10 protein-coding genes are annotated in these 12,451 nt (G+C 68.8%); 1 reads left to right on the forward strand and 9 read right to left on the reverse strand.

Annotated elements, in window-relative coordinates; genetic code table 11:
• Positions 1-283: 283 nt before the first annotated feature.
• Positions 284-2,866, reverse strand: a complete 2,583-nt coding sequence (gene clpB / locus EBE87_RS17390; RefSeq protein WP_120640392.1) for an ATP-dependent chaperone ClpB — start codon at positions 2,864-2,866, stop codon at positions 284-286.
• Positions 2,867-3,017: 151 nt separating this feature from the next.
• Between clpB and EBE87_RS17395 the strand changes: the two genes are divergently transcribed.
• Positions 3,018-3,773: an MOSC domain-containing protein gene (locus EBE87_RS17395; RefSeq protein ID WP_120640391.1), complete on the forward strand. Its 756-nt coding sequence runs from the start codon at positions 3,018-3,020 to the stop codon at positions 3,771-3,773.
• Between the two features lie 60 nt (positions 3,774-3,833).
• Here the strand turns inward: EBE87_RS17395 and EBE87_RS17400 are convergent, their stop codons facing one another.
• The 8 genes from EBE87_RS17400 to EBE87_RS17435 form a co-directional block, all read right to left on the reverse strand.
• Positions 3,834-4,289 (reverse strand): DUF4167 domain-containing protein, encoded by a 456-nt coding sequence (locus tag EBE87_RS17400; protein WP_120640393.1) that lies wholly within the window; start codon positions 4,287-4,289, stop codon positions 3,834-3,836.
• A gap of 227 nt (positions 4,290-4,516) precedes the next feature.
• On the reverse strand, positions 4,517-5,377 hold the full coding sequence (prmC, locus tag EBE87_RS17405) for a peptide chain release factor N(5)-glutamine methyltransferase (RefSeq protein WP_120640390.1): 861 nt from the start codon (positions 5,375-5,377) through the stop codon (positions 4,517-4,519).
• Positions 5,370-6,440 carry a peptide chain release factor 1 gene (gene prfA, locus EBE87_RS17410; RefSeq protein ID WP_120640389.1) on the reverse strand — a complete coding sequence of 357 codons (1,071 nt, stop codon included), beginning with the start codon at positions 6,438-6,440 and terminating at the stop codon, positions 5,370-5,372. The genes prmC and prfA overlap by 8 nt, the downstream gene beginning before the upstream one ends.
• Positions 6,437-7,756 carry a histidine--tRNA ligase gene (gene hisS / locus EBE87_RS17415; protein WP_199707803.1) on the reverse strand — a complete coding sequence of 440 codons (1,320 nt, stop codon included), beginning with the start codon at positions 7,754-7,756 and terminating at the stop codon, positions 6,437-6,439. Before hisS ends, prfA begins: the two co-directional genes overlap by 4 nt.
• Positions 7,757-7,762: 6 nt before the next feature.
• Positions 7,763-8,896, reverse strand: coding sequence for a flavodoxin-dependent (E)-4-hydroxy-3-methylbut-2-enyl-diphosphate synthase (ispG, locus tag EBE87_RS17420; protein ID WP_120640387.1), 1,134 nt, complete (start codon positions 8,894-8,896; stop codon positions 7,763-7,765).
• A gap of 116 nt (positions 8,897-9,012) precedes the next feature.
• Positions 9,013-10,050, reverse strand: coding sequence for a helix-turn-helix domain-containing protein (locus tag EBE87_RS17425; protein WP_147465038.1), 1,038 nt, complete (start codon positions 10,048-10,050; stop codon positions 9,013-9,015).
• A gap of 125 nt (positions 10,051-10,175) precedes the next feature.
• The gene (locus EBE87_RS17430; protein WP_408887727.1) at positions 10,176-11,195 is read right to left on the reverse strand and encodes an NAD(P)H-dependent flavin oxidoreductase; all 1,020 of its coding nucleotides are present in this window, start codon (positions 11,193-11,195) and stop codon (positions 10,176-10,178) included.
• Between the two features lie 23 nt (positions 11,196-11,218).
• Positions 11,219-12,439, reverse strand: coding sequence for an aspartate kinase (locus EBE87_RS17435; RefSeq protein WP_120640968.1), 1,221 nt, complete (start codon positions 12,437-12,439; stop codon positions 11,219-11,221).
• Positions 12,440-12,451 lie beyond the last annotated feature (12 nt).

The following is a 12,451-nucleotide window of genomic DNA, read 5'->3' on the forward strand; positions in this document are numbered from 1 at the left end:
CCGAAGCACCGCTTCAGTTCAAACAACTTAGCGAAGACTTGAAGAACCGTCAACCACTATTTTGCTTTACTTTAGAAGCACTTAGCAGAACCTGCTGCATCAACGTCTCAACGGGTTCTTGCAGACCGATTTCTCAATCAGCCACTCGTCCCGCCGCACCGCCTTCTGCAGCACCACCACCAAGCTCCGAAACAGAGTGTTTCGTCGTCAGCGGCAGGGGGCGGCTTTTATGCCCGCCGCCCCCACCTGTCAAACGGATTTTCGCAGATTTTTACGCTGGACCTCAGGCCGCGTGCGCAAGCCCTGCGAGATGCACGTCCAGCCCATCCCGCCCGGCCGTCACCCGCAGGGCGCTGCCATCGCGGATGCTGCCTTCCAGCAGCATGCCGGCCAGCCGGTCCTGCAGGCTCCGCTGGATCACCCGCTTCAGAGGACGAGCGCCGTAGACCGGATCGTAGCCAGCCTCAGCCAGCCAGTTCCGTGCGGAGTCATCCAGCGTGAGCGTGATCTTGCGGTCCTCCAGCAGCTTACGCAGCCGGCCGAGCTGGATCTCGACGATCGCGCCCATATCCGCCCGCGCCAGGCGCCGGAACAGCACCACCTCATCCAGCCGGTTCAGGAACTCCGGCCGGAAGCGGCTGCGCACCACGTTCATAACCTGGCCGCGCACAAGGTCCACATCCTCGTCATCCGGCTGCGCCGCGAGGATCTCGGACCCCAGGTTGCTGGTCAGCACGATCAGCGTGTTGCGGAAGTCCACCGTCCGCCCCTGCCCGTCCGTCAACCGGCCGTCGTCCAGCACCTGCAGCAGGATGTTGAAGACGTCGTCATGCGCCTTCTCAACCTCGTCGAACAGGATCACCTGGTAAGGCCGGCGCCGCACCGCCTCGGTCAGCGCACCGCCTTCCTCGTAGCCGACATAGCCCGGAGGCGCGCCGATCAGCCGGGCCACGGAGTGCTTCTCCATGTACTCGGACATGTCGATCCGCAGCAGCGCCCGCTCATCGTCGAAGAGGAAGTTCGCCAGCGCCTTGGTCAGCTCTGTCTTGCCGACACCCGTCGGGCCCAGGAAGAGGAAGCTGCCGATCGGCCGCGACGGGTCCTGCAGGCCGGCACGGGCACGCCGCACGGCCTTGGAGACAGCCTCAAGGGCCTCCTCCTGGCCGACGACCCGCTTCCGCAGCTCGTCCTCCATCCGCAGCAGCTTGGCGCGCTCGCCTTCCAGCATCTTGTCCACCGGCACGCCGGTCCAGCGGCTGACCACGGCGGCGATGCTTTCCTCCGTCACTGCCTCGTTCACCAGCCGGCTATCGCCACCGGAGGCGATCTGCCGCTCTAGCTCCGGAATACGGCCGTAGAGCAGCTCGCCAGCCTTGGCGTAGTCGCCCTTGCGCTGAGCCATCTCAACTTCGGTGCGGGCGCGGTCCAGCTCCTCCTTGGCCTTCTGGGCCTCGGCGAGCTTGCCCTTCTCCGCCTGCCAGGCGGCGCCGAGGGCGTTGGACTTCTCTTCCAGATCCGCCAGCTCGCGCTCCAGCTTCTCCAGCCGGTCGCGGCTCGCCTGGTCGCTTTCCTTCTTCAGCGCCTCGCGCTCGATCTTGAGCATCAGCAGGCGCCGGTCCACCTCGTCCAGCTCCTCCGGCTTGCTGTCCACCTGCATGCGCAGGCGGCTGGCGGCCTCGTCCATCAGGTCGATGGCCTTGTCCGGCAGAAAGCGGTCGGTGATGTAGCGGTTGGAGAGGGTCGCCGCCGCCACCAGCGCGCTGTCCGAGATGCGGACGCCATGGTGCAGCTCGTACTTCTCCTTGATGCCGCGCAGGATGGAGATGGTATCCTCCACGCTCGGCTCACCCACGAAGACGGGCTGGAAGCGACGGGCCAGGGCCGCGTCCTTCTCCACATGCTTGCGGTATTCGTCCAGCGTGGTGGCACCGATGCAGTGCAGCTCGCCGCGCGCCAGGGCCGGCTTCAGCAGGTTGGAGGCATCCATCGCCCCATCCGCCTTGCCCGCGCCGATCAGCGTGTGCATCTCGTCGATGAAGAGGATGACCTCGCCGGCCGCGCTCTCGATCTCGGTCAGGACGCCCTTCAGGCGCTCCTCGAACTCACCGCGGTACTTCGCGCCAGCCACCATGGCACCCAGGTCGAGCGCCAGCACGCGCTTGTCGCGCAGCGCCTCCGGCACGTCGCCATTGACGATGCGCAGCGCCAAGCCCTCGACGATGGCGGTCTTGCCGACGCCGGGCTCACCGATCAGCACCGGGTTGTTCTTGGTGCGGCGCGCCAGCACCTGGATGGCGCGGCGGATCTCTTCATCCCGGCCGATCACCGGGTCGAGCTTGCCGTCGCGCGCGGCCTCGGTCAGGTCGCGGGCATATTTCTTCAGCGCGTCGAACTGCTGCTCGGCATTGGCGCTGTCCACCTTGCGGCCCTTGCGCACGGCCTCGACGGCGGCTTCCAGCTTCTGGGCCGTGGCACCCGCCTGCGTCAGCGCGCGGCCGGCCGGGGTCTCGCTGGCCGCCAGCGCCACCAGCAGCCGGTCCTGCGCCACGAAGCTGTCGCCGGCCTTGGTGGCCTGCTGCTGTGCGGCATCCAGCACCCGCACGATCTCGGGGACGAACTGCGGCTGGCCGGCACCGGCGCCCTGCACCTTGGGCAGGCGGCCGATCTCGGCATCGACGGCGATTTTCACGGGAGCCGGGTCGGCGCCCGCGGCGCGGATTAATCCGGCGGCGGCACCCTGCTCGTCATCCAGCAGCGCCTTGAGCAGATGCTCCGGCGTGACCCGCTGGTGGTATTCGCGGATGGCGATGGTCTGCGCGGCCTGCAGGAAGCCCCGGGCGCGTTCGGTGAATTTCTCAATATCCATGGGTATGGCCCCTCCTATGAGCGGACCGGCACCCTCCGCCCCATCTGGCTGCGCCGGGCACCGTAGTCACCGCCGATGTGGTATGAGAGGAGGGTGCCATTCAAGGGCTCCTTGACCGGCATCAAACCAATAATGTGCGAAGGCCAGCCTCATGCGTGTCGAGACGCTTTATCGCTATCCCGTCAAAGGCTTGACCGCCGAGGCGCTGGAGGAAACCACCCTCAAGGCGGGCGAGTGCATCCCCGATGACCGCCGCTTCGCGCTGGCCCAGGGCGATGCCCCTTTCGACGAATCGGCCCCCGGCTTCCTGCCCAAGCGCCATTTCGGCTGCCTGATGGTGAATGAACGGCTGGCCCTGGTTTCCGCCGCCTTTGACGGCCACAGCGGCAAGCTGCTGCTGCGCATCCCGGGCGGCGAGACGCTGATGGCCGATACCGGCACGCCCACCGGCCGCACCGCCATTGCCGCCGCCCTGACCGCCTATCTGGGCGAGGAAGCGCGTGGCCAGCCCCGCTTCGTCACCGCCCCCGGCCATGCCTTCACCGACGACCGCCAGAAGGGCGTCACGCTCATCAACCTGGCCACTATCGCGGCGCTGGAAAAGGCCACGGGCCACAAGCTCGACCCGCTACGCTTCCGCGCCAATATCTATTTCAGCGGCCTGCCGGCCTGGGCCGAGTTCAACTGGGTGGGCAAGGAAGTACTGGTGGGCGGCGCGCGCCTGTCCATCTACAAGCGCACCATGCGCTGCCCGGCGACGCAGGTGAATCCCGCCACCGGCGAGCGCGACGCCAATGTGCCCAAGCTGCTGCGCGAGCATTTCGGCCATGCCGACCTGGGCGTCCATGCCACGGTGCTGGAAGGCGGCAAGGTCGCCCTGGGCGACGCGCTGGAAGCCCTGGACTGAACGAAAAAGGGGCCGGCCCCATGGGCCAGCCCCTTCCCGATCTCGTATCCGGCGCGAGGGTTACTGCGCGGCCTGCGGCTGCTCGTCGGCGCCCTCGGCCTCCAGGGCCTGCTGGTTGCCGCCATTGGCGGAAGCCTCGCCGTCCTGCCCCTCGCCCTGCTCGGACTGGCCATCCGGGCCATTGTGCTGGCGGCGCGGCGCAGGCTGGCCCTGCTGCGCGGCCTGGGCCATGGCGTTCAGGATGCGGAAATAATGCTCGGCATGCTGGAAGTAGCTTTCCGCCATCACGCGGTCGCCAGAGCCGGTCGCGTCGCGACCGAGCTGGAGATACTTCTCGAACAACTGCTGGGCCGTGCCCCGGAGCCGCATATCGGGCCCGCTGGAGTCAAAGACGTGGTTGCGGTTCATCGGCTGATTGCCGCCGCCGCCGCCACCTCCGGTCTGCCGGAACTGGCCGCCGCCGCCGCCGCCGCCCTGACGATGGCCGCCACGGCCGCGCATGCGCTTCATGTTCATCGGTATTGCGTTCGCCGTCTCATGCTCGCGTTGGCCGGCGGCAGGGGGCAGGAATGCCCCGAACAAGCCGGAATGGTCGCGGATGGTGGTTATGTTCGCTGCGGCGCCGGGTGCCAAGGCCACCAAAGGCCTTCCTGACATCCCCGGCGACTTCCAGGCCCGCTGCTGCGTGGCCTGCCGCTGTGTTGCACCCTAGCCCCGTGCTCCGCATCAGCCAAACGGTTTTTTCAGGGGTGCCGCAGGATCAATGCACGATCCACCCCGCCGAGATCGGCGTGGGTGCCCAGCACCTCCAGCCCCACCGCCCGTGCCAGGGCCGACACGGCGGGGGCCTGCCCCTGGCCAAGCTCCAGCACCGCGCGCCCTTGGGGACGCAGCAGGCGGGGCAGATCGGCCACGATCAGGCGGTAGGCGTCCAGCCCATCGGCCCCGCCATCCAGGGCCCGCGCCGGTTCATGCAACGCGACCTCGGGCATCAGGCCCGGGATGACCGCGCTCTCGATATAGGGCGGGTTGGACAGCACCAGATCGAAGCCGCCCAGGAGCGACTCGGCCCAGCTTCCGGCCAGGAAGGTGGCGCGCTCCTCCAGCCCATTCCGGCGCGCATTGGCAGCCGCCAGCGCCGCCGCCTCCGGCGAAAGGTCCACGCCGATGCCAAAAGCCGCCGGATGCTCCGACAGCACCGCCAGCAGCAGGCAGCCCGTGCCGGTGCCAAGGTCCAGCACCCGCGCGGGGGCCGGCCCCTGCAGCGCGGCCTCCACAATGGCTTCCGAATCGGCGCGGGGGATCAGCGTGGCCGGGGAAACGGCGAGATCCAGCGTCCAGAAGCCCTGATGCCCAAGCACGAAACCCATAGGCTCATGCGCCAGCCGGCGCTTCAGCATCTCGGCGAAGCGGCGGGCGGCCTCAGGCGGCACCGGGGCACGGGAATCCCGCAGCAACGCCGTGGTCTCCACCCCCATGGCGGTGGAGAGCAGCAGCCGCGCTTCCAGCCGCGGGTTCTCGATGGCCGCCGCGCGCAGGTGCTGGCCGGCGCGGCACAGGAACCCGCCGACGCTGCCGGCGGGGTCCGGGCAGCTGTCAGACACCTTCGGCCGCCAGCCGCGCCGCCTCGTCCTCGGCGGTCAGGGCATCGATGATCTCGTCCAGCTCCCCCTGCATCACCCGGTCGATCTTATGCAGGGTTAGGCCGATGCGGTGGTCGGTCACCCGGCCTTGGGGGAAGTTGTAGGTGCGGATGCGCTCGCTGCGGTCGCCGGTGCCGACCTGAGCCTTGCGGTCGCCCGCGCGGGCGGAGTCCACCGCCATTCGCTGCTGGTCGTAGATACGGGAGCGCAGCACCTTCATCGCCTTGGCGCGGTTCTTGTGCTGGCTGCGCTCCTCCTGCATCGCCACCACGGTGCCGGTGGGGATGTGGGTGATGCGCACGGCACTGTCGGTCTTGTTGACGTGCTGGCCGCCGGCGCCGCTGGCCCGGTAGGTGTCGATGCGCAGATCGCTCTCGTTGATCTGCACATCCACCTCCTCCGCCTCCGGCAGCACCGCCACCGTCACGGTTGAGGTATGGATGCGGCCCTGCGTCTCGGTGGACGGCACGCGCTGCACGCGATGCACGCCGCTCTCGTACTTCAGCCGGGCGAAGACGCCCCTGCCCTGCACCTCGGCCACGGCGCCTTTGATGCCGCCGACCTCGCTCTCGTCATAATCCAGGATGTCGAAGCGCCAGCCGCGAGAGGCCGCGTAGCGCTGATAGGCGCCGAACAGCTCGGCGGCGAAAAGCCCAGCCTCGTCCCCACCAGCGGCGGGGCGGATTTCCAAGATGGCATTGCCCTCGTCCGCCGAGTCCTTCGGCAGCAGCATCAGGCGCAGCTCACGTTCCAGCACCGGCACGGCATCGCGCTGGGCGTAGTATTCGCTCTCCGCCAGCTCCCGCATCTCGGGGTCGGCCATCATGGCCTCGGCCTCGTCGCGGGCGCGCTCGGCGGCGCGTAGGGCGCCGACCTTCTCCACCAGCGGGTCCAACTCGGACAGTTCGCGCGCCAGGGCGCCGATCTGCCCGCCCTCCGCCGTTTCCAGCAGGGCGCGCAGCTCATCGGCGCGGTAAAGAAGGCGGTCGAGTTTCTCCGCCAGGCCGGACTTGGTGCCACTCATGCCGTCTGGTCGTCGTCCTCGAAGCTTGCCTCGATGCCTTCCATCATCTGCTCCAGCATCGCGTCCTCGACGCCTGCGGCTGCCAGCGCCGGCAGCAGGGCGGACGCATCCACCCGCTCCTGCGAGCCATCCTGCAGGTTGCGGACGACATAGACGCCCTCCGCCACCTCGCTCTCGCCAATGATGACGGCGGCACGGGCGCCGGTCTTGTTGGCACGCTCCATCCGCTTCTTCAGGTTGCCCTTGTAGGCGATCTCGGCCGGGATGCCGCCCTGGCGCAGCATCTGCGTCAGCGCCAGCGCGGCGCCTTCCTGGGCCTCGGCCACCGGGATCACCGCCACAGGGCGGGTCGCCTCCGGGCTTTCCGCCAGCAGTTCGGCCAGCCGCTCGACACCCGCCGCCCAGCCGACGGAGGGGGTGGAAGGCCCGCCCATCTCCTGCACCAGCCCCTCGTAGCGGCCGCCGCCCATCACGGTGCCCTGGGCGCCGAGGCGATCGGTGACGAATTCGAAGGCGGTGTGGCTGTAATAGTCCAGCCCACGCACGATGCGTGGGTTGCGCCGGTAGGGCACGCCGAACTGGTCCAGGTAGCCCAGCACCTTCTCGAAGAAGGTCCTGGCTTCCGGCGTCAGGTGCTCGTCGATGGTCGGCGCGGCGGCGACCAGCTTCTTGTCGCCCTCATCCTTGCTGTCCAGGATGCGCATCGGGTTCTTTTCCAGCCGCGCCTGGCTGTCGGCGGAAAGCTGGGCCGCGTGGGACTGGAAGTAGGAGACCAGCGCCGTGCGATAGGCATCGCGGGAAGGCGTGTCGCCCAGCGTGTTGATCTCCAGCACCACGCCGTCGTCGATGCCAAGCTGCTGGATGATCTGCCAGCCCATGGCGATCACCTCGGCATCGGCCAGCGGCTCGGCCGCGCCCAGGACCTCGGCGCCGATCTGGTGGAACTGGCGGAAGCGGCCCTTCTGCGGCCGCTCGTAGCGGAACATCGGGCCGGCGTAGAAGACCTTGCGCGGCAGCCCGCCCTGGGTCAGGCCGTTAGAGACCAGCGCGCGGCAGACGCCCGCCGTGCCCTCCGGCCGTAGGGTCAGGCTGTCCCCGCCCCGGTCCTCGAAGGTGTACATCTCCTTGGACACCACGTCCGAGGTCTCGCCCAGGGAGCGGGCGAAGACGCTGGTGCTCTCGAAGATCGGGGTCGCCCATTCCTCCATGCCGTAGAGGTTGGAGACATGGCGCGCATTGTCGATGACGTGCTGGTGGCGGCGGAAGGTCTCGCCGATCAGGTCTCTGGTGCCGCGTACCGGCTGCATTCCGCTCAACTCACGTCACTCCGCTGCCTGGGGCTCAGCCGCAGGTTCAATCTTGGCCGCCGCGATCTCGGCGGCCTTCTTCTCGACCAGCTCCACGATGTGGTCCACCATCGCGTCGCCCTGGATCGTGTGGTCCGTCTTGCCGGCGTGGTAGACCATGTGGCGGTTGTTGCCACCACCGGTGACGCCGATATCCGTCATCAGCGCCTCGCCCGGCCCGTTCACCACGCAGCCGATGATGGAAAGCGTCAGCGGCGTCTCGATATGCGCCAGCCGCTCCTCCAGCGTTTCCACCGTCTTGATGACGTTGAAGCCCTGCCGGGCGCAGGAGGGGCAGGAGATGATCTTCACGCCCCGGTGGCGGATGCCCAGGGACTTCAGGATATCCCAGCCCACATGCACCTCCTCCTCCGGCTCAGCGGAGAGGGAGACGCGCAGGGTGTCGCCGATGCCGGCCCAGAGCAGCGAGCCCAGGCCGATGGAGGACTTCACCGTGCCCGTGCGCTTGCCGCCCGCCTCGGTGATGCCGATGTGCAGCGGGTGGTCGCAGGCCTCGGCAAGCTGCTGATAGGCCGCCACGGCCAGGAAGACGTCGGATGCCTTCACGCTGATCTTGAACTCGTCGAAGCCGTTCTGCAGCAGGTGGTCGGCATGCCAGAGGGCGCTTTCCACCAGGGCTTCCGGGTTCGGCTCCCCATATTTCTCCAGCAGGTGGCGCTCCAGGCTGCCGGCATTGACGCCGATGCGGATGGAGCAGCCATGGTCCCGCGCGGCCTTGATGACTTCCTTCACCCGCTCCGGCGAGCCGATATTGCCCGGGTTGATCCGCAGGCAGGCCGCGCCGGCCTGGGCGGCCTCGATGGCGCGCTTGTAGTGGAAGTGTATGTCGGCCACGACCGGCACGTTCACCTCGTGCACGATCTCCTTCAGGGCTGCGGTGGAAGCTTCATCGGGGCAGGAGACGCGGACAATGTCCACGCCTGCCAGTTCCGCCCGGCGGATCTGCGCGATGGTCGCCGCGGCATCCTCGGTCGGCGTATTGGTCATGGTCTGGACGGAGATTGGCGCATCGCCGCCGACCAGCACCTTGCCCACCCGGATCTGACGGGACTTGCGGCGCAGGATCTGCTGATACGGACGATAGGACAAGGCGGCCTCCCGCTAAGGGTCTGCGCGGGATATGGCAGCACCCAGGCCAGAGGCCAAGCCACCATTGCGGCAGGCAGCCGCGCGTAGCCGGCGCGGCGCCGCACTTCGGCAGGTGGCTAGCGGGTCGGCGCCTGCCCTGGGGCAGCTTCGCGCAGCCTGGCCGGGTCCAGCAGGATGTCGCGCTTCACGCCTACCAGGCCGTTCAGGGCCTGGGAGGCATGGCCATCCACCTCGACCGTCAGCCCTTCCGCCCGCCCGGTGGTCAGCACCAGGCCGCCGCCTTCCGGAACCTCATAGGTCTCGCGCGGCTGCAGGATGCGGCTGAGCACGACGGTGCCGTTGCGGGTATCACGAATCTGCACCCAGGCTTCCTGGGTGGCGCGCAGCACGATGCGGTTGGCCGGCGCCGGCGGCTCGGCCGGCGCGGCGGCCACGGGCGGCGGCGTGGGGGCAGCAGGCGCCGCGCCGGGCGCGGGCCCGGCCGGGGCACCGGCCTGTGGAGCCGGGGCGCCCGGGGGCGGCGCCACAGGCGCCGGGCCGCCCGCCGGGAGTGAGGCGGGAGGGTTGGTCCGCGGCGTAGCGGTATTGGCCGGCGGGGTGCCGGCGGGCTGGGACTGGCCGGCGCTGTCCGGCAGGTTCACGCCCGGCAGCGGCGGCGCCCCGGCGTCCCGCGCGGATTGCTCCAGGCGCGGCGGCAGCGCCGGCACGTCATCCACCACGCGGGTGGAGGAGCCGCTCCAGTAATACCAGCCGGCATAGCCCGCGATGGCCAGCACCGCGCCCACCATGATGATGGCGCCGGCCGGCACGCCCCGGTCCGGCACCGGCTCGGGGAAGACGAGGTCCTTGGGCACGGTCGCCATGCCGGCGCCCTCGCGGAAGCGGCGGACCATGTCCGGCGCATCGAGGCCCAGCATGGTGGCGTAGCTGCGCACGAAGCCGGTGGCATAGGCAACGCCCGGCAGGTCCCGCACCCGCCCTTCCTCCAGCGCCGCCAGATATCGCCGGTTGATGCGGAGCTGCTCCGCCATCTCCTCCAGGCTGACGCCGAGGGACAGGCGCGCGTCGCGCAGCTCCTCCCCCACCCGCACCGCTTCGGCGCTGGTTTCGGGGCGTGGCTGGCGCTTCATGTCATAGGGCACGGGGCGGGGCACCTATCGCGCCGCGCGGGATGCGGCGCACCGGATTGCGGTGGCGGCCGCTCCCTGCTCTCTCGGCCGTCGGAAGAAGGCTCGTGGCGCCCTGCCCTCAATGCGGGCAGCGGCGCCACGGCTGTTTATCAAGCGCCAGCGCGGCGCGCGGTCAATGCGGCGGAAGCCTGTGCCAGCAGCTCGGCAATAATTTCGGCCGCCGGCTGCTCCTTGGTGACCATGCCGACGCTCTGGCCCGCCATCAGGGAACCATTCTCGACATCGCCGTCCACCACGGCACGGCGCAGGGCGCCGGCCCAGAAGTGCTCGATCTCGAGCTGCCCGGCATCCTTGGCCACCTCGCCCGCCTTGAAGCGGCGCAGGACCTCGGCCTGGTGCTCCAGGAAGCGCTTGGTGCCCTCGTTCTGCAAGGCACGCACCGGGATCACCGGGAAGCTCTCGTCCAGCTGCACCGTCGGCAGGGCGTCGCGCGCCGCGCCGCGGATAAAGGCGCGCTTGAAGTTCGGATGCGCGACGCATTCGGTGGCGCAGACGAAGCGGGTGCCGATCTGCACGCCCGCCGCACCCATCTCCAGGTAGGAGAGGATGGCCTCGCCACGGCCGATGCCGCCGGCCACATAGACCGGCACGTCACGGATATGCGGCAGGATCTCCTGTGCCAGCACTGTCAGGCTGACCGGGCCGATATGCCCGCCGGCCTCGGAGCCCTCGATCACCAGCGCATCGGCGCCGGAGCGCACCAGTTTCTTGGCCAGCGCCAGCGCGGGCGCGAAGCAGATGACCTTGGCGCCGCCGTCCTTGGCCGCCTTGATGGCGGGCCCGGGCGGGATACCGCCGGCGAAGACGATGTGGCCGACCCTGGCATTCAGGCAGACCTGCACCAGTTCCATCAGGTTCGGGTGCATGGTGATCAGGTTGACGCCGAAGGGCTTGTCCGTCAGCGCTTGGGTGGCGGCGATTTCCTCCGCCAGCCGGTCCGGCATCATGGCGCCGCAGGCGATGACGCCGAAGGCGCCGGCATTGGACAGGGCGGCGACCAGGTTGCGCTCGCTCACCCAGCTCATCGCCCCGCCCAGGACGGCGTAGCGCGTGCCGAGGAAGGCGGCGCCACGCTGCATCAGCGTGTCCATGGCAGGGTCCAGGGTCATGGGGGCGAGCACATCCATCGGCCTCAGCCCTCCGCGTCCAGACCGTAGGCGGTGTGCAGGGCGCGCACCGCCAGCTCGGTATATTCCAGGCCCACCAGCACGCTGGTCTTGATCTCGGAGGTCGAGATGACCTGGATGTTGATGCCCTTCTCGCTCAGCGCCTTGAACATGGTCGCGGCCACGCCGGCATGCGAGCGCATGCCGATGCCGACGATGGAGATCTTGGCGACCTCCGGGTCGGTGATCATCGACTCGAACTGGATGACCGGGTGGGCCTTCTCCAGCACTTCCTTAGCGCGCGGCAGGTCGGTCTTGCCGACCGTGAAGGTCATGTCCGTGGTGCCGTCGGCGCCCAGGTTCTGGACGATCATGTCCACGTTCACATTGGCTTCCGACAGCGGCACGAAGACCTGCGCGGCGATGCCGGGCCTGTCCGGCACCCGCCGCAGCGTCACCTTGGCCTCGTCGCGGGAATAGGCGACGCCCGTCACCAGCGGCTGTTCCACGATCTCATCCTCATCAACGACCATCGAGCCCGGCTTGTCCTCGAAGGAGGACAGGACCTGCACCCGCACCCGCTGCTTCATGGCCAGTTCGACCGAGCGGGTCTGCAACACCTTGGCGCCGACCGAGGCCAGCTCCAGCATTTCTTCGTAAGCCACCGCCTGCAGCTTGCGTGCCTTGGGCACGATGCGCGGGTCAGTGGTATAGACGCCGTCGACATCCGTATAGATGTCGCAACGATCCGCCTTCACGGCGGCGGCGATGGCAACGGCCGAGAGGTCCGAGCCGCCCCGGCCGAGGGTGGTCACGCGGTTGTCCGGGCCGATGCCCTGGAAGCCCGCCACCACCGGCACCTGGCCGGTCTTCATGCGCTCGATCAGCAGGGTGCCGTCGATCTCCTCGACGCGCGCTTTGCCATGCGCGTTGTCGGTCTTGATCGGGATCTGCCAGCCCTGCCAGGAGCGCGCATCGACGCCGATGGTCTGCAGCGCGATGGCCAGCAGACCGATCGTCACCTGCTCGCCGGTCGCGACCACGGTGTCGTATTCGCGGGCATCGTGCAGCGGCGACAGCTCGGTGCACCATTTCACCAGCTGGTTGGTGGTGCCGGACATGGCGGAAACCACCACGGCCACCTCGTTGCCCGCATCGACTTCCCGTTTCACGCGGTTGGCGACGTTGCGGATACGGTCCAGATCGGCGACGGAAGTGCCGCCGAACTTCATCACGATACGTGCCATGCGCTTTGAAGG

Source organism: Teichococcus wenyumeiae, assembly GCF_003696345.1.
Taxonomy (GTDB): Bacteria; Pseudomonadota; Alphaproteobacteria; order Acetobacterales; family Acetobacteraceae; genus Pseudoroseomonas; species Pseudoroseomonas wenyumeiae.

Bases quoted from the DNA above. Each gene is read 5' to 3' on its own strand.
- EBE87_RS17395 (WP_120640391.1), top strand. From the start codon at position 3,018: ATGCGTGTCGAGACGCTTTATCGCTATCCCGTCAAAGGCTTGACCGCC.
- EBE87_RS17430 (WP_408887727.1), bottom strand. From the start codon at position 11,195: ATGACCCTGGACCCTGCCATGGACACGCTGATGCAGCGTGGCGCCGCC.
- clpB (WP_120640392.1), bottom strand. From the start codon at position 2,866: ATGGATATTGAGAAATTCACCGAACGCGCCCGGGGCTTCCTGCAGGCC.
- prfA (WP_120640389.1), bottom strand. From the start codon at position 6,440: ATGAGTGGCACCAAGTCCGGCCTGGCGGAGAAACTCGACCGCCTTCTT.
- EBE87_RS17435 (WP_120640968.1), bottom strand. From the start codon at position 12,439: ATGGCACGTATCGTGATGAAGTTCGGCGGCACTTCCGTCGCCGATCTG.
- EBE87_RS17400 (WP_120640393.1), bottom strand. From the start codon at position 4,289: ATGAACATGAAGCGCATGCGCGGCCGTGGCGGCCATCGTCAGGGCGGC.